This is a genomic window from Arthrobacter sp. K410C (assembly GCF_059090105.1).
In genome coordinates, this window is record NZ_JBNHFJ010000006.1 from 137,318 (window position 1) to 153,567 (window position 16,250).

At 67.2% G+C, this 16,250-nt stretch carries 17 protein-coding genes; 10 read left to right on the forward strand and 7 right to left on the reverse strand.

The window, feature by feature from the left end; all coding sequences use genetic code 11:
* Window positions 1–81: 81 nt before the first annotated feature.
* The 3 genes from AC5RU7_RS11380 to AC5RU7_RS11390 are packed head-to-tail and all read right to left on the reverse strand — an operon-like array spanning window position 82 to window position 1,649.
* Window positions 82–951, reverse strand: coding sequence for an SURF1 family cytochrome oxidase biogenesis protein (locus AC5RU7_RS11380; RefSeq protein WP_494052309.1), 870 nt, complete (start codon window positions 949–951; stop codon window positions 82–84).
* Complete coding sequence (locus AC5RU7_RS11385; RefSeq protein WP_494009119.1) at window positions 952–1,221, reverse strand: hypothetical protein; 270 nt, start codon at window positions 1,219–1,221, stop codon at window positions 952–954.
* A complete protein-coding gene (locus AC5RU7_RS11390; RefSeq protein WP_494052310.1) occupies window positions 1,218–1,649 on the reverse strand; it encodes a DUF3099 domain-containing protein in 432 nt (143 codons plus the stop codon). Before AC5RU7_RS11390 ends, AC5RU7_RS11385 begins: the two co-directional genes overlap by 4 nt.
* Before the next feature lie 152 nt (window positions 1,650–1,801).
* Here AC5RU7_RS11390 and AC5RU7_RS11395 point away from each other — a divergent pair, with 152 nt between their 5' ends.
* On the forward strand, window positions 1,802–2,527 hold the full coding sequence (locus AC5RU7_RS11395; RefSeq protein WP_009358277.1) for a beta-ketoacyl-ACP reductase: 726 nt from the start codon (window positions 1,802–1,804) through the stop codon (window positions 2,525–2,527).
* Window positions 2,528–2,655: 128 nt separating this feature from the next.
* Window positions 2,656–3,411 (forward strand): SDR family oxidoreductase, encoded by a 756-nt coding sequence (locus AC5RU7_RS11400; RefSeq protein WP_494009122.1) that lies wholly within the window; start codon window positions 2,656–2,658, stop codon window positions 3,409–3,411.
* 74 nt (window positions 3,412–3,485) lie between these two features.
* Here the strand turns inward: AC5RU7_RS11400 and serB are convergent, their stop codons facing one another.
* On the reverse strand, window positions 3,486–4,379 hold the full coding sequence (gene serB / locus AC5RU7_RS11405; protein ID WP_494052311.1) for a phosphoserine phosphatase SerB: 894 nt from the start codon (window positions 4,377–4,379) through the stop codon (window positions 3,486–3,488).
* A 147-nt stretch (window positions 4,380–4,526) separates the two neighbouring features.
* Here serB and AC5RU7_RS11410 point away from each other — a divergent pair, with 147 nt between their 5' ends.
* The 5 genes from AC5RU7_RS11410 to lplAB all read left to right on the forward strand — a co-directional run bounded on the left by AC5RU7_RS11410 (window position 4,527) and on the right by lplAB (window position 8,511).
* The gene (locus AC5RU7_RS11410; RefSeq protein WP_494052312.1) at window positions 4,527–5,312 is read left to right on the forward strand and encodes an ABC transporter ATP-binding protein; all 786 of its coding nucleotides are present in this window, start codon (window positions 4,527–4,529) and stop codon (window positions 5,310–5,312) included.
* Between the two features lie 15 nt (window positions 5,313–5,327).
* Window positions 5,328–6,113, forward strand: a complete 786-nt coding sequence (locus tag AC5RU7_RS11415; RefSeq protein ID WP_494052313.1) for a sulfite exporter TauE/SafE family protein — start codon at window positions 5,328–5,330, stop codon at window positions 6,111–6,113.
* A 7-nt stretch (window positions 6,114–6,120) separates the two neighbouring features.
* Entirely contained in the window at window positions 6,121–6,930 is an 810-nt protein-coding gene (locus tag AC5RU7_RS11420; protein WP_494052314.1) for a TrmH family RNA methyltransferase, read from the forward strand.
* Window positions 6,931–7,066: 136 nt separating this feature from the next.
* The gene (locus AC5RU7_RS11425; RefSeq protein ID WP_066275740.1) at window positions 7,067–7,324 is read left to right on the forward strand and encodes a type B 50S ribosomal protein L31; all 258 of its coding nucleotides are present in this window, start codon (window positions 7,067–7,069) and stop codon (window positions 7,322–7,324) included.
* A 95-nt stretch (window positions 7,325–7,419) separates the two neighbouring features.
* Window positions 7,420–8,511, forward strand: a complete 1,092-nt coding sequence (lplAB, locus tag AC5RU7_RS11430; RefSeq protein ID WP_494052315.1) for a lipoate-protein ligase LplAB — start codon at window positions 7,420–7,422, stop codon at window positions 8,509–8,511.
* Here lplAB and pepN read toward each other — a convergent pair whose 3' ends face one another.
* Both pepN and AC5RU7_RS11440 read right to left on the reverse strand, forming a co-directional pair.
* Entirely contained in the window at window positions 8,512–11,142 is a 2,631-nt protein-coding gene (gene pepN / locus AC5RU7_RS11435; RefSeq protein ID WP_494052316.1) for an aminopeptidase N, read from the reverse strand.
* A 30-nt stretch (window positions 11,143–11,172) separates the two neighbouring features.
* Window positions 11,173–12,222 (reverse strand): YeiH family protein, encoded by a 1,050-nt coding sequence (locus AC5RU7_RS11440; RefSeq protein ID WP_494009143.1) that lies wholly within the window; start codon window positions 12,220–12,222, stop codon window positions 11,173–11,175.
* Window positions 12,223–12,334: 112 nt separating this feature from the next.
* Between AC5RU7_RS11440 and AC5RU7_RS11445 the strand changes: the two genes are divergently transcribed.
* The 3 genes from AC5RU7_RS11445 to AC5RU7_RS11455 are packed head-to-tail and all read left to right on the forward strand — an operon-like array spanning window position 12,335 to window position 15,726.
* Window positions 12,335–13,891 (forward strand): circularly permuted type 2 ATP-grasp protein, encoded by a 1,557-nt coding sequence (locus AC5RU7_RS11445; protein WP_494052317.1) that lies wholly within the window; start codon window positions 12,335–12,337, stop codon window positions 13,889–13,891.
* A gap of 60 nt (window positions 13,892–13,951) precedes the next feature.
* On the forward strand, window positions 13,952–14,878 hold the full coding sequence (locus AC5RU7_RS11450; protein ID WP_009358288.1) for an alpha-E domain-containing protein: 927 nt from the start codon (window positions 13,952–13,954) through the stop codon (window positions 14,876–14,878).
* A complete protein-coding gene (locus tag AC5RU7_RS11455) occupies window positions 14,875–15,726 on the forward strand; it encodes a transglutaminase family protein (RefSeq protein WP_494009145.1) in 852 nt (283 codons plus the stop codon). The genes AC5RU7_RS11450 and AC5RU7_RS11455 overlap by 4 nt, the downstream gene beginning before the upstream one ends.
* A gap of 36 nt (window positions 15,727–15,762) precedes the next feature.
* Here the strand turns inward: AC5RU7_RS11455 and AC5RU7_RS11460 are convergent, their stop codons facing one another.
* Window positions 15,763–16,248, reverse strand: coding sequence for a pyridoxamine 5'-phosphate oxidase family protein (locus AC5RU7_RS11460; protein ID WP_494052318.1), 486 nt, complete (start codon window positions 16,246–16,248; stop codon window positions 15,763–15,765).
* Window positions 16,249–16,250: the final 2 nt, after the last annotated feature.

A 16,250-nucleotide genomic window follows, 5' to 3' on the forward strand; every position in this document is an offset into this window, starting at 1 on the left:
TCGCGGACGCAACCACGACGGCGAGGGAAGGACTGAACACACCAGGGCAACGGGGCCGGCACTGCCGTTTTCGGTCATCGGTCAGTACCCCTGCGCGTCCAGGAGCGCGTCTTCCTCTTCCTCCGACGTCGGCTTCTTCCGCTTCCGCGGCGGGGAGGGACGACGGCGGGCGGACGCGGCGGAATGGACGGTTCCGTCATCCAGGGCGTCATCCTCGGCGTCGATGGCCGCGTTGCGCGCCTGCTGCCGCGCGGCGTAACCGAAGCCCACGAACATCAGGATGCCGAAGGCGAACCACTGCAGCGAGTAAGAAAGGTGCGTGCCCTCCTCGGTGGAAGGCTTCGGGAAGGCGGCCGGCATCTCCGCCGCCGGCGGCGTCTCGGACGCGAGCTGACCGTACGCGCCGGTCAGCAGGGGGTAGCCGAGTTCCCTGGAATAGGCGGCCAGGTCGATGGATGCCAGCTGGCCTTCCGGCGCTCCGCGCTGCAGTTCAGGTTCCGGATGTTTCAAACGCACGACGGCGGTGACCTCACCGGCGGGCGGCGCCGGCACCGAGTCCGGGCTGCCGGGGTTCTTGTTGCCGATGGGGAGCCAGCCGCGGTCCACCACGACGGTCTCGCCGGACTCCAGCCGGAACGGGACCACAACCTCGTAGCCGGGCTGCCCGTTCAGCGGCCGGTTCCGCACAATGCGCTGGCCTGCCACGTCATAGGAGCCCTTCAGCTCCACCTGGGTCCACTCCTTGGCCGGATCCAGGCGGGTGAACTGGTCGCGTGCCTGGTCAAAGGGAATGGGGGTGGCGGAGTAGTTGGTCACCACGCGGTCGATCTCGGCGAGCGTCTCCGCCCGGCGGTCCATCTGCCAGCGGCCCAGGAAGACACAGGCGGTGGCAAAGATCGCGGCCAGCAGGAGATAGCCCAGCCACTTGCTGGAAAAAAGGAAACGGTACATTCAGCTTTCCTGCTCCCAGGCGCTGTCCGGGGAACCGGCGTCGAGCGGGAGGGTTTCCTTCCACAGCCCGCGCGTCTGCAGGTAGTCCTCCAGCCAGTCCCGGTGCTCTGCGCAGGCCAGCCAGATCTTGCGCCGCTCAGGGGTATGGATCTTCGGGTTGTTCCACAGGAGCTGCCAGGAGGCGCCGGACCGGCACGCTTTGCGGGAGCAGATTGCCCTTGTTTCGGCCACTGCAGGATCGGTCCCTGCGGCAAAGTCGAAGATGCTCATGATGCCTGCCGCTCCTCCCCGGGTTCGGTCCCGTCGTCGTTGATCAACTCGCCCTGCAGTACCTCGCCGCCGGGACCGTCGTCGCGGGCGGGCTGCACCGGGCTCTCTATTTCCGCCAGGGGAGCGGAGTCCAGCAGCGAATCGCTGTGCGCCTCGGCTTTGTCGCTCCCGTTCGCGATGACCACCGCGATCCACGGCAGGAACACGGCGCCGGCAACCATGATGATCTTGAACCAGCCGTCCACCACGAAGATCAGGATCAGGCACACCATGCGGATGCCCATGGCCAGGGCGTATTGGATCATGCGTCTGCGCATGTCCTCGGAATGGGCTCCCGCGGCATCCGTAATGCTGTGGACCTCCGAGTCACCGGAGAACCTCCCGGGTTCTCCGGCCGCGGTCTGTCCCGCATGGTTTTCAAGGGTCACGGTGGCTTATCACGCTCCAAAGGCTTGCATCAATTCTCTCACCATCGGCAGTGCCACCCAAACCCGCGCCGGAGCTGGCGATAAGATCGTAGGCAGCCCATCCCACCTTTGCTACCGCGGCGCAGCGTGCCGCAGAATTCCGGAGTGTCTTAATGACTGAAGCAGTTTCCGCCCCCCGCAGCGTCCTCATCACCGGCGGCAACCGCGGCATCGGCCTGGCCATCGCCGAGGCATTCCTGGCCAACGGGGACAAGGTTGCCGTGACCTACCGCAGCGAGTCACAGCTGCCGGACGGAATCCTGGGCGTCAAGGCGGACGTCACTGACGAGGCATCCGTGGACGCAGCCTTCAAGGAGGTCGAAGCCGCCCACGGCCCCGTTGAGGTTCTGGTGGCCAACGCCGGCATCACCAAGGACACGCTGCTGCTGCGCATGAGCGAGGACGACTTCACGTCCGTCATCGACACCAACCTCACCGGTGCTTTCCGTGTGATCAAGCGCGCCTCCAAGGGCATGATCCGCCTCCGCAAGGGCCGTGTTGTCCTCATCTCGTCCGTCTCCGGCCTCTACGGCGCCCCGGGCCAGATCAACTACTCCGCCTCCAAGGCAGGCCTGGTGGGCATCGCCCGCTCCCTGACCCGCGAGCTCGGGTCCCGTGGCATCACCGCCAACGTGGTGGCCCCCGGCTTCATCAACACGGACATGACCGCCGAGCTCCCCGAAGCCACCCAGAAGGACTACCTGGCCAGCATCCCGGCGGGCCGGTTCGCCGAGGCGTCCGAGGTAGCCAACGTGGTCCGCTGGATCTCCAGCGACGAGGCCGCCTACATCTCCGGCGCGGTCATACCGGTGGACGGCGGCCTGGGGATGGGCCACTGACCCCTCCCGTCAAACTAGCCCTGCGGGGCTTCTTTGTGGGACCCGGACAACGGAATCGGCACCGGCCGCTGGCATGATGGACAGCAGGCCTTCATGGATTTAGACGTATCGAACAAAAAGGAGCCCCTGTGGGACTGCTGGACAACAAGACCGCCATCGTCACCGGATCATCGCGCGGCATCGGTGCTGAGGTAGCCAAGATCCTCGCCGGCGAGGGCGCCGCCGTCGTGGTGAACTACCGCCAGAAGGCGCCCCGCGCCAACAAGGTGGTCCAGGGGATCGAGGCCGACGGCGGGCGCGCCGTGGCCGTGGGCGCGGACCTCACCACCCAGGAAGGCGTCCAGGCCCTGGCTTCCGCGGCGATGGAGAACTTCGGTTCCCTGGACATCCTGGTCCTCAACGCCTCCGGCGGCATGGAAACCGGCATGGGTGAGGACTACGCGCTCAAGCTGAACCGCGACGCCCAGCTGAACATGCTCAACGCCGCGGTGCCGCTGATGAAGGAAGGCTCCCGCGTGGTCTTCGTGACCAGCCACCAGGCGCACTTCATCAACAGCGTCCCCACCATGCCCGCCTACGAGCCCGTGGCCCGCAGCAAGCGTGCCGGCGAGGACGCCCTGCGCGAGCTCATCCCCAGCCTGGCTGAGAAGGGCATCTCCCTGGTGGTGGTGTCCGGTGACATGATCGAGGGCACCGTCACCGCCACGCTGCTGGACCGCTCCACGCCCGGCGCCATCGAGGCCCGCCGCGCAGAGGCCGGCAAGCTGTACTCCGTGGAGGAGTTCGCGCAGGTGGTGGCAGGAATGGCGACCGCCGACGTCGAATCCGGCCACACCGAGTACGCCGGCGGCGCAGATTACTTCGGCAAGGGCGCGCAGCAGTAGCCCAACGAGCCAAAGAAGAAGGAGTCCGGTGCACCCGCACCGGCTCCTTCTTCTCTTGCGTTATTGAAAGACGTTCAGACGCCGGCGACGTGCCGGACCGCGTCGAGGTACGGCATGTTGACCGCGGCGTCCGCCACCGCCCGGACGGCGGGTTTGGCGTTGAAGGCCACACCGATGCCGGCCGCCCCCAGCATGTCCAGGTCGTTGGCGCCGTCGCCCACGGCCACCGTGTGCTCCAGGGCAATGCCCTCGGCGGCCGCCCATTCGCGCAGGTATTTCTCCTTGGCAGCGCGGTCCACCACGGCACCCAGCACTTTGCCGGTCAGCACGCCGTCAACGATTTCCAGCTCGTTCGCCTGCCAGTAGTCCAGGCCCAATTCCTCAGCGATCGGCTGCAGGATCTGGTTAAAGCCGCCGGACACCACGGCCACCACATGCCCTGCCGCCTTGAACGCGGCCACGAGCTCGGCGGCCCCTTCGCTGAGTTTCACTTCCTGCCGGACGGAAAGGACAACGTCGGCCGGCAGCCCCGCCAGTACGGCCACGCGGGCGTGCAGGCTTTGGGTGAAGTCCAGTTCGCCCCGCATGGCGGCTTCAGTTACGGCGGCCACCTCTTCGAATTTGCCGGCATACGCTGCGAGGAGCTCGATAACCTCCTGCTGGATCAGGGTGGAATCCACATCCATGATCAGCAGCTTGCGCGGGGCGGACCGCAGGCCGACAGGAACAAGGGCGGTGTCCTGGCCTTCGATGCCGGCTTCGGCCACGGTCCGGCGGAGGGCGGCGAGGCCGGCGGCGGTGGCATCCGGAAGGGCCAGTTCCGCCACCTGCACGCGGTAACGCTCGTCACCCAGGGAGTCTTCCCGCAGCACTGCGGCGCCGGCCGCGGCCAGAACGGAACGCAGCTGCTCCAGCCCGTTTGGAGTCATATTTTGGCCATAGCTGACCGCAGTCACGTTCGAAGTCATGCCTGCAATCTTATCGAGCCGCTGCCGGGTCCTTTGCATTCATTGCGCACACTCCCGCAACTGCGCAATCCCGGTGGTGGACGCGGTGTTTCGGCACCCGGCCACCGGTTATCAGTCGGCCTCTTTTTTGTCCTAGTGTCTACTCCTATGAGTGATGTTCTGGAATTGTCTTCCGTCAGTGTTGTCCGAGGTAAGAAAACCCTGCTGGACAAGATTGACTGGGAAGTCAATGAAGGCGAACGCTGGGTCATCCTGGGCCCCAACGGTGCCGGAAAGACCACCCTCCTGCAGATCGCAGCCGCACGGCTCCACCCCAGCAGCGGAACCGCCGGCATCCTGGACGAGACCCTGGGTCGCGTTGATGTGTTCGAGCTCCGCCCCCGCATCGGCCTTTCCTCGGCAGCCCTCGCCACCCAGATCCCCGAACACGAGAACGTCCTCAACGTTGTGGTGACCGCCGCCTACGGCGTCACCGGGCGCTGGCGGGAAGGCTACGAGCGGGACGATGAACGCCGCGCCTTCCGCTTGCTGAACGAGTGGGGGATGGGCCCGCTGCTGAACCGGACCTTTGCCACCCTGTCCGAAGGCGAACGCAAGCGCGTCCAGATCGCCCGTGCCCTCATGACGGACCCCGAACTGCTGCTGCTCGACGAGCCTGCCGCCGGTCTGGACCTCGGCGGCCGCGAGGAGCTGGTGCACAAGCTCGGCGAACTGGCCAGCGACGAGGCGGCGCCGGCGATGGTCCTGGTGACCCACCACCTGGAGGAAGTCCCGCCAGGCTTCACACATGCCATGCTCCTGCGTGACGGCGGCGTGGTTGCCGCAGGCCCGATCACCGAAGTGCTCACCGATGAGCACCTCAGCACCACGTTCGGACTCGACCTTGATGTCATGGAGAGCGCGGGCCGTTACACCGCCACCGCGCGCCGCTAAGCGGCAAACATCACGTTGGACCTGCTCAGCAGCATCCTTGTGTCCGTTGCCGGCCTCTGGGCCGGCACCATCAATGCGGTGGTGGGTTCCGGCACGCTGGTGACGTTCCCGGTGCTCATCGCACTGGGCATCACACCGGTGGTCGCTTCCATGAGCAACGCCATGGGGCTTGTGGCCGGCGGCGCCGCGGGAGCCTTCGGATACCGGCGGGAATTGAAGGGCCGCGGCCGGCAGCTGATGCGGCTCCTGCCGGCGTCGCTGCTGGGCGGCGTTTCAGGCGCCTGGCTGCTCCTGCACTTGCCGGAACAGGTCTTCCACTACGCCGCCCCTGTGCTGATTGTCCTGGCACTCCTGATGGTGGTGTTCCAGCCCCGCCTGCAAGCCTGGGTCCGGTCCCGTGAAGAGAATCCCGAGCACGCAGTGCGGGACAAACAGCACGGTGTCCTTCTAGTGGCGCTGGTTTACCTTGCCGGGGTTTACGGCGGCTACTTCGTGGCGGCGCAGGGAATCCTGCTGGTGGGGATCCTGGGTGTCTTCCTCACCGGCACCATGCAGAACGCCAACGCCATGAAGAACATCCTGGTGCTGGGCGTCAACCTGGTGGCCGCCGTCTCCTACCTGCTCTTTGCCTTCGACCGGATCAACTGGCTGGTGGTGCTGCTGATTGCCGTCAGCTCAAGCATTGGCGGTCTTCTCGGGGCGAAGATAGGCCGCCGGCTCGCACCGACAGTGCTGCGCGCCGTGATCCTGGTCCTGGGCCTGGTGGCACTGGGATTCCTGATCGCGAATCTCCTGAAATAATCGCCCGGTGACAATCCACTATCTTGAGTCCGCGGACGATCCCCGGGTGTCCGACTACACGCAGCTCACCGACGTCCACCTGCGCAAGCTCCGCGAGCCGGCGGAGGGCATGTACATCGCCGAATCATCCCGCGTCCTCCGCCGTGCCCTCGCCGCCGGCCACCAGCCGCGGTCTTTTTTCCTGGCCGAGAAGTGGCTTGAGGACCTGCAAGACGTCCTTGACGCCTACCCCGGCGTCCCGGCCTTCATCGGCAAGGCGGCGCTGCTCGAGGAAATCACCGGCTTCCACCTGCACCGGGGCGCCATGGCCGCCATGCACCGTCCGGCCCCAGTCCCGCTGCCTGAACTCCTCGCAGGCGCCCGGCGGGTTGCCGTGCTGGAGGACATCGTGGACCACACCAACGTGGGCGCCATCTTCCGGTCCGCCGCCGCCCTGGACATCGACGCCGTCCTGGTCTCGCCGCGGTGCGGGGACCCCCTCTACCGCAGGAGTGTCAGGGTCAGCATGGGGACGGTGTTCCAGGTTCCCTGGGCCCGGCTGGACAGCTGGCCGCAGGACCTCCAGGTCCTCAGGGACCACGGCTTCGAAGTGGCCGCCCTGGAGCTCACGGCGGATGCCCAGGACGTAGACGTTGTGGCGGCGCGGAACCCGGACAGGCTCGCCCTGGTGCTCGGCACCGAAGGCGCCGGAATGAGCGCGGAGACGCTTGCCGCCGTCGACCTCGCCGTGAAGATCCCCATGCGGAACGGGGTGGATTCGCTCAACGTCGCTGCGGCGTCGGCCGTGGCCTTCTGGGAGCTGCGGGCACGCACGTAGCCGGTTCGTCAGCACCACTGACGTCCGGTATGATTGATAGCTGGTTGTCCTGCCGATTCCGTTTCGGCCCCGGCAGGAACCATCCCATTCATACCTGGCAGCTGGCAAAATCCAGCGCGTGAACAAAGGTCCCATTATGAAGTCTGATATCCACCCGAAGTACGAAGCTGTTGTTTTCAACGACCTGGCTTCCGGCACGAAGTTCCTGACCAAGTCCACCGTTTCTTCCTCGAAGACCATCGAGTGGGAAGACGGCAACACCTACCCGGTCATCGACGTCGAAATCTCCTCCGAGTCCCACCCGTTCTACACGGGCAAGCAGCGCATCATGGACTCCGCCGGCCGCGTCGAGCGCTTCAACGCTCGCTTCAAGGGCTTCGGCGGCAAGAAGTAATTCTTCCTCCAAGCTTCTTCGGAAGGCCCGCACCGGCAACGGTGCGGGCCTTCCTGCTTTAACACCGGAGGCCCATCTGCGGCAGGATGGAGGACATGAGCCAGCACCCCCTTCCGCATCCTGATTCCAGCAACAACCTGCACGGCGAGTACAAGGTGCCGGGCGGGAAACTGGTGGTGGCGGACCTGTCGGTGGCAGACGGGCGCCTGGTGGACGTCTCCATCAGCGGCGACTTCTTCCTGGAACCGGACGAGGCCCTGCTGGCCATTAACCGTGCGCTGACCGGCCTGCCTGAAACCACGCCTGCCGCCGAGCTCGCCGCGGCCGTCACAGCAGCGCTTCCGGCGGAGGCAGCCCTGTTCGGCTTCTCCGCCGACGCCGTGGCCGTCACAGTGCGCCGGGCGCTGGCCAAGGCCACCTCCTGGACCGACCACCACTGGGACGTCATCCGGCCCACAGTCCTGCCCACCGAGATCAACGTTGCCCTGGACGAGGTCCTCACCGAGGAAGTCGGTGCCGGCCGGCGCAACCCCACCCTGCGGTTCTGGGACTGGCAGGAGCCGTCCGTGGTCATCGGCAGCTTCCAGTCCGTCCGGAACGAGGTGGACCCCGGAGGCGTGGCAAAGCACGGCATCAAGGTGGTCCGCCGGATCAGCGGCGGGGGAGCGATGTTCATGGAGGCCGGCAACTGCATCACGTACTCGCTGTACCTGCCGCAGACGCTCGTTGACGGGCTCAGCTTCGCCGACTCCTACCCCTTCCTGGACGCCTGGGTCATGGCAGCGCTGGAGAAGCTGGGCATCACGGCCTTCTACGTGCCGCTCAACGACATCGCCACGGACCAGGGGAAGATCGGCGGCGCGGCGCAGAAGCGGCTCGCCAACGGCGGCATGCTGCACCACGTCACCATGAGCTACGACATTGATGCGGACAAGATGGTGGAGGTACTCCGGATCGGCAAGGAGAAACTCTCGGACAAGGGGACCCGCAGCGCAAAGAAGCGCGTGGACCCGCTCCGCCGGCAGACCGGCCTGGCCCGGACGGCGATCATCGAGGCCATGGCGGAGGTGTTCACCGGGCGCTACGGGGCCACCACCTCAGCACTCACCGAGAATGAACTGTCCCTGGCCCGCGAGCGCGTGGCCACCAAGTTCGGCACCGAGGAATGGCTCCACCGGGTTCCCTAGTCAGCGGGATGGCACCACGACGGCGGCCTGTGCGGTGAGTGCCCGGAGCAGGTGGCTGCGCTGCTCCACGATGATGCGGCGCAGCGCCCGCGGGGCGCCGGCATGCGCAGCCAGCCATTCATCGGTCCTGCGGAGCACCGGGTGGTCTGCAGGTTCCATGCCCTCCGCCAGGTCCTGGTTCAGGGGGAACAGGCCGCGGACGATCCTGCTGGCGATTTCGATGCTCCGCCCGTCCCACACGCCGCGCAGGCACTCAAAATACGGTTCCACGTACGGATCCAGGAGGCCGGCCGGGGCGGTGGTGAAGCCGCTGATGGTGGCGCTGAGCAGTTGGTTGGAGAGTGCGTTGCCGTGGACGGCTTCCTGCCATGCGGCGGCTTTGACGGCAGGGTCCGGCCGGGCGACGACCGCTGTAGCGTGGCCGGCACGCCCGGAAGCGGTGGTGTCCCGCGCCAGTTCGGCATCGAGTTCGGCAAGGGTTGCCTGGCCGTTGGCGGCGAGTGCGTGCCAGATATGCCAGCGCAATTCGGCGTCCACAGCCAGGCCCTCGACGGGTGCCGAGCCATCCAGCAGCCCGCGCAGGCGGGGGAGCAGGGCGGGGTCATTCCTGCTGAGCGTGCCCACCGTCCTGGCCCATGCCAGCTGGTGGTCGGACCCGGGGACGGCACGGTCCAGCTCAGCATTGACAGCCGCCAGGAACGGGGACCGTACGCCCTCCCGTCCGGCAGCGGGCGTGTAGCGTTCGACGGCGGTGCAGGCGTTCTCGAGGATGGTCAGCAGGACCCCAATCCCGGTTTCCGCGGGGCCGAACGCTGCCACCGCGTCCACGTAGCGTGCGGCCGGGCTTTCCCCGTCCCGGGCCGAATTCCACAGCGCCGTCCAGCACAGGGCCCGCGCCATGGGGTCGGTGATCCTGTCCAGTGACTCCAGGACGGTGTCCAGGGAGACCGAATCAAGCCGGACTTTGGCGTAGGTCAGGTCGTCGTCGTTGAGGAGCAGCAGCGCGGGCCGTGGCCTGCCGGCCAGTTCCGGCACTGGTGTGGAGGAGCCGTTGACGTCGGTTTCCACGCTTCCGGTGCGGACCAGGGCGCCGGAAGCGTCGAAATCGTACAGCCCCACCCGGAGCCGGTGCGGCCGGGACTCGTCCCGTCCCGTGACGGGGTCCGCGGCCTCCTGGACGAGGGCCGCACTGCCGATGGCGCCGTCGTCCGTTGCATCCGACGTGATGTCCAGGGCGAGGGTGGAAATGCCCGAGGTCTGGAGCCACTGCCGTGCCCAATCGCTCAGGTCCCGGCCGGAGGCGGCACTGAGTGCCGCCAGGAGGTCCGCCAGGGTGGTGTTGGAGTAGGCGTGCTTGCGGAAGTACTCCCGCGAGCCTGCGATGAAGGCGTCAAAGCCCACGTACGCCACCAGCTGTTTGAGCACCGAGGCGCCCTTGGCGTAGGTGATGCCGTCGAAGTTCTGCTTGGCCGCTTCAAGGTCGGGGATGTCCGCCACGATGGGGTGGGTGGTGGGCAGCTGGTCCTGGACGTACGCCCACGCCTTCCGCTTGTTCGCAAAGCTCACCCAGGCGGAGTCCCAGTCCGTGGCCCGGTCAACGCCCAGGGTGCCCATGTAGTCGGCGAAGGATTCCTTGAGCCAGAGGTCGTCCCACCACTGCATGGTCACCAGGTCGCCGAACCACATGTGCGCCATTTCGTGCAGAAGGGTGTTGGCGCGTCCCTGGTACTGGGCGTCGGTGGCGCGGGACGTGAACACGTAGCTGTCGGTAAAGGTGACCAGGCCGGGGTTCTCCATGGCGCCCAGGTTGTACTCCGGTACGAACGCCTGGTCGTACTTGCCCCACGGGTAGGGGTAGGCGAAGAGCCGGTTGAAGAAGTCCAGCCCGTTTTTGGTCAGCCGGAACAGCTCGTCCGCATCGAAGGATTCCGCCATGGACGCCCGGCAGTAAAGGGCCAGCGGGACGTCCAGGGGGGTCCCGTCGTCGAGCGTTGCCTGCCAGCGGTCCTCCGCCTTGAAATAGGGTCCGGCCAGCACCGTGGTGATGTAGGTGGACATCGGCTCCGTGGTGGCGAAGTCCCAGCGGGCGGTGGCGGGGTCACTGGTGAGCAGCGTGCGTGCCGTTTCCACCCCGTTGGATGCCACCTGCCAGTCCGCCGGCGCCATGACGTGGAACGTGAACGTGGCCTTGAGGTCGGGCTGCTCGAAGTTGGCGAAGACCCGCCTGGCGTCCGCCGGTTCGTACTGCGTGTACAGGTAGCACTGGCCGTCGGCGGGATCCACGAAGCGGTGCATCCCTTCGCCGGAGCGGCTGTACAGGGCGGTGCCCGTGACGGTGACCTGGTTCTCGAGCTGCAGGTTGTCCAGCCGGATCCTGGCCCCGTCCACCACGTCCTCCACCCGCAGGCCCTTGCCGTTGAGGAACACGCTGTGGACGCCGCCGCCGATGAAGTCCAGGAAGGTTGACGTGCCGGCCTCCGCGGCGGAGAAGGTGATGACGCTGCGGCTGGTGTAGCCCGGGACGTCCGGATCCGCCGCCTGCCGCACGTCCAGCGAAACGTCATAGCTGGTGGTGGTGATCACGGCTGACCGTGCGGCAGCCTCATCGCGCTGCAGATTCTGATTCGACACCCAGCTATCTAATCACGGTGCCGGGGCGGATCAGCGGGCAATCAGCAGGGCGGCAGCGAGTCCCAGGGCGGCAATCAGCAGCCATGACGCAAGGGCCGCCAGGAGCGCCCGCCCACCAGTCAGGAGCAGGATCCGGATCCGCACGGCCGAGCCCAGTCCGAACAGCGCCGCGCCCAGCAGGACGTCCTGCAGCACCGCCCCCGCTTCCAGCCACTCTCCGGACACCCAGCCGGTGGACCGGAGTCCCACCATCGCCACGAAGCCGAGCACGAACAGCGGCACCACCGGCGGCAGCTTGGCGTCCGTCCCGTTGCTGTCCGGGCGGGCCGCGAAGCGCTGGTGCGTGCCGGCCATGGCGGCCACCGGTGCCAGCAGCAGGACCCGGGTGAGCTTGACGACGACGGCGATGCCCAGCGCCGCGGTGCCTGCGGTTTGCGCCGTGGCCACCACCTGGCCGACGTCGTGCACGGACGCGCCGGTCCAGGCGCCGAAGACGGGAGCGGTGAGCTGGAGCGGGTGCACCAGCAGGGGCAGGACGCCGATGGCGAGCGTCCCGCACAGCGTCACCAGGGCCACCGGAAGGACAGTGTCCACATGCCGGATGCGCCGCACGGCGGCGATGGCGCCGATGGCTGAGGCGCCGCAGATCGAGAACCCGGTGGCCACCAGGAGCGCCGTCACCGGTGGCAGCCGGAAGAGCCGGGAAATCAGGTAGGTGCCGCCGAAGCTCGCCGCCACCACCCCGGTGATCAGGACCAGGGAAAGCCAGCCCAGCCCTAGGACATCCATGACGCTGACCTTCAGCCCCAGCAGGACGATCCCGCCGCGCATCAGGTGCTTGCCGGCGAAATCAAGGCCCGGTCTTGCCCGTCCCGCGGTCCACGCACCCGCCAGTGGAAGGTTCGCCGCCAGGACTCCCAGCACCACGGCCATGGTCATCGCCGGCAGGACCGGAACCACCGCGTGGACCAGGAATGCGGCCACCAGGGCCACCGCAGCGGTGGCCAGCCCAGGGAGCAGCCGGTCAGCGCGTCGGGGCTGTCCCTCACCGGGCGCTGGATGGCTTCTGCTGACAGGCACCTCCCTACTGTGCCGGATGCGGCGCGGAATCAGCGAACCGGCGGCCTCGGCCAACACGCCAAATGAAGGCCGGTTTATGAGTTCGAAACAAAAAGATGGTTGGCTATTGGGCATGCCAGACCTATTCCAGGAGTACTCCGAGGCCGCAGCCCGGACCGGAGCCTACGATGAGATGTTCGCCCCAGGCCAGCAGGCACGCGACTCGTACGGGCAGGTGGCAGACGCACTCCGCAAGCTCTCCCTGGCTGATGTCAGTGCCCGCGCCGACTCGATGGCGCGCACCTTCCTGGACCGTGGTGTCACCTTCGACTTCGCGGGGGAGGAGCGCCCCTTCCCGCTGGACATCGTGCCGCGGGTCATCCCTGCCGCCGAGTGGGATGTCCTGGAACGCGGCGTCGCGCAGCGCGTGCGCGCGCTGGAGGCCTTCCTCAATGACGTGTACGACAAGATGACCGTGGTGTCCGACGGCGTGATCCCCCGACAGCTGGTGACCACCAGCGCGCACTTCCACCGGCAGGTCCACGGCTTCGAACCAGCGGGCGGCGTCCGCGTGCACATCTCCGGCATCGACGTCGTGCGTGACGCTGCCGGGACGTTCCGGGTCCTGGAGGACAACGTGCGTGTCCCCTCGGGCGTCAGCTACGTCCTGGAAAACCGGCGCGCCATGGCCAAGGGCCTGCCGGAGGCGTTCGGCCAGCAGCTCATCCGCCCGGTGGAGGAGTACCCGCGCCGGCTCCTGTCGGCCCTGCGCAAAACGGCACCAGCCGGCGTCGACGACCCCACCGTGTTGGTCCTGACCCCCGGCGTGTTCAACAGCGCTTACTTCGAGCACACGCTGCTCGCGGGCCTGATGGGCGTGGAGCTGGTGGAGGGCCGGGACCTGATCTGCCGCGGAAACCGTGTGTACATGCGCACCACCGCCGGCGAGCAGCGCGTGGACGTCATCTACAAGCGGATCGACGACGACTTCCTGGACCCCCTGCAGTTCCGCGCCGATTCCATGCTCGGCTGCCCGGGCCTGGTCAACGCCGCCCGCGCCGGCGGGGTCACCATCGCCAACGCCGTGGGCAACGGCGTCGCGGACGACAAACTGGTTTACAGTTACGTTCCTGACCTGATCCGCTACTACCTCGGCGAGGAGCCCATCATCGCGAACGTTGACACGTTCCGCCTCGAGGAGAAGGAGGCCCGGGAGTACACCCTGGATAACCTTGCCGAGCTGGTGGTCAAGCCTGTGGACGGCTCCGGCGGCAAGGGCCTGGTGATCGGCCCGGACGCCTCCAACGACGAGCTGGACGCGCTCCGCCAGCGGATCATCACCGATCCCCGCGGCTGGATCGCCCAGCCCGTGCTCCAGCTCTCCACCGTGCCCACCCTCAGCGGCGACAAGTTCGGTCCCCGCCACGTGGACCTGCGCCCCTTCGCAGTGAACGACGGCGACAACGTCTGGGTGCTGCCCGGCGGGCTCACCCGGGTGGCGCTGAAGGAAGGGTCGCTGATCGTGAATTCCAGCCAGGGCGGCGGCTCCAAGGACACTTGGGTCCTGGCCGATTCGCCGCAGATGCCGGTGGAAACCGTTCCCCGGCCGTCCATCTCGGTGCGCGAGCGGGTTTCCGTGTGGCCGGTGGAAAGCAACTGGCGCGACCGCCAGTCGGAGCAGCAGCAGTGAGCCGGGATGCAACCCGACAGAAGTCTTTTCCCTTTTCGGGCCCGCAGGAGGTAGCCGCGAATGCTTAGCCGAATTGCCGAATCCCTGTTCTGGATCGGCCGCTACGTGGAGCGGGCGGACGGCACCGCACGCATCCTGGACGTCCACCTGGAGCGGCTGAACCACCTGCCCATGGAAGAACGCAAGAGCGTGGCCCAGGAACTCCTGGCCGTCATGGGCGCCCGGCCGCAGAACGAGGACTTCGGGCTGCCGGAACTCCTGCACGCCCTGGCGTATGACAAGACCAGCGCCACGTCCATCGCCGGCTCCCTCGGGGCTGCCCGCGAGAACGCACGGCGTGCCCGCGAAACAGTGTCCTCCGGCCTTTGGGAAAGCCTCAACACCACTTATTACGGTTTGAGCCAGCACCGCAAGGACGTGGTGGGCACCTACCGGTTCTGCAACTGGACGCTGGAACGCACCGCCATGGTCAGCGGCCTGGCGGACACCACCGTGAGCCATGACGAGAGCTGGCTGTTCCTGGTGCTGGGCCGCTCCCTGGAACGCGCGGACATGACCGCCCGCATGCTGTCCACCCGGGACGTACTGTCCGCAGGCATGTCCTGGGTGAACATGCTCCGCTGCGCGGGCGCCTACGAGTCCTTCCTCCGGACCCGCCGGGCGGCCTTCGGCGACCAGCACGCGGCCGAGTTCCTGCTGCTGGACCGGCTGTTCCCCCGCTCCATCGTCTACGCCCTGCGCGACGCCGACGAATGCCTGGCCAAACTCGATCCCTCCGCACAGCGGGTGGGCTTCATCAACGACGCCCGCCGCATCGTGGGCCAGGCCCGCACGTTCCTTGAGTTCCACCGCACTGACGACCTCATGTCCGAGCTGCCCGAACACATGGAGCGCGTGCAGAAGGCAGTGTCCCAGGCTTCGGACGCCATTTCCCGTAAGTACTTCAATCAGGCGGATGAACTGGCCTGGGTGGGAGAAGTTTCATGACCCGGCTGAGCATCGCCCACAAGACGGCGTACAAGTACAACAAGCGCGTCACCCTGTCCTACAACGAGGCAAGGATGACGCCGCTGACGGACTCCCAGCAGGTGGTGCTGGAATCGGTGGTGAAGGTTTCGCCGTCGCAGGCGGCCGTCAGCACCTACCGCGACTACTGGGGCACCAGGGTCACCGCCTTCGACATGCAGATGCCGCATGAGCACCTGGAGGTGGTCTCCAACATCACCGTCGAGGTGCACCGGGCCGAGAAGATCCCGTCCGAGGCGGACATCGTGGGCTGGGACGTCCTCGCGTCGCCGGAAACCCTGAACACGTTCAGCGACTGGCTGCCGCAGTCCCGGCTCAGCGGCCCCGGCGGGGAGGTCCTGGGAATCATCCCGCAGGTGGTTGCCGGCAAGAACCCCCACGAGGCCGCCATGGCGATCTTCGCGTGGATGCGCGGCGAGATGACCTACATGTCCGGCTCCACCGGCGTCACCACCAACGCAGAAGAGGCCTGGGGCCAGCGCCAAGGCGTCTGCCAGGACCTGGCCCACCTTGCGATCGGGGCGCTGCGCAGCTGCGGCATACCGGCCCGCTACGTCTCCGGCTACCTCCACCCACGCTCCAGCGCCGGCATCGGGGAAACGGTCGCCGGACAGTCACACGCCTGGCTGGAGTGGTGGGACGGGGAGTGGCGGAGCTGGGACCCCACCAACCACAAGCCCGCCGGCGATTTCCACGTCACCGTGGCACGGGGACGGGACTACCGCGACGTCTCCCCGCTCAAGGGCATCCTGTCCGGCGGCGGCGGTTCGGCCCTGAGCGTGAGCGTGGAGATCACCCAGCTCGCCTGACCACGCCCGGGGCCCGGCTCAGGGTCCCTGGCCGGATTATTCCGGCGAGGACTTTGCAGCGCTGCTGTGCTGGGTCCACCACGTCAGGGGTTCGGTCACCTTGAACCGGCGGCCGGTCACGCTGTCCGGCGTGATCCGGACGAAGGCGTCCTTGTGCCCGGCCTGCCAGGGAAAGAGGTACAGCCGGGCGGTGTCCAGGACGTCCTCGGTGCCCCTGACCACTGCAGAGGTGCCCTTGACCACCACGCTCCACGCCATGCCCGTCGAGGGATCCACGCCGTCGGCCTCAAGCGCAACGGCAGAGTCGCCCGAGGCACCGGACAACTTGGTGCCTTCGCCGGTTCGGAACACCACCGTGCCGCCGTCCACGGCGTAGTTGATGGGGAAGATGTCCGGGCGCCCGTCAGCCACAATAGCGAGCCTGCCGACGGATACCGTCCGGAGCATGGCCCAGCATTCATGGTGTTCGAGGTTCTGCACGGCGGACGCCGGCTGTTCAGTGGAGGCTGGCTCGGCGTTCATGC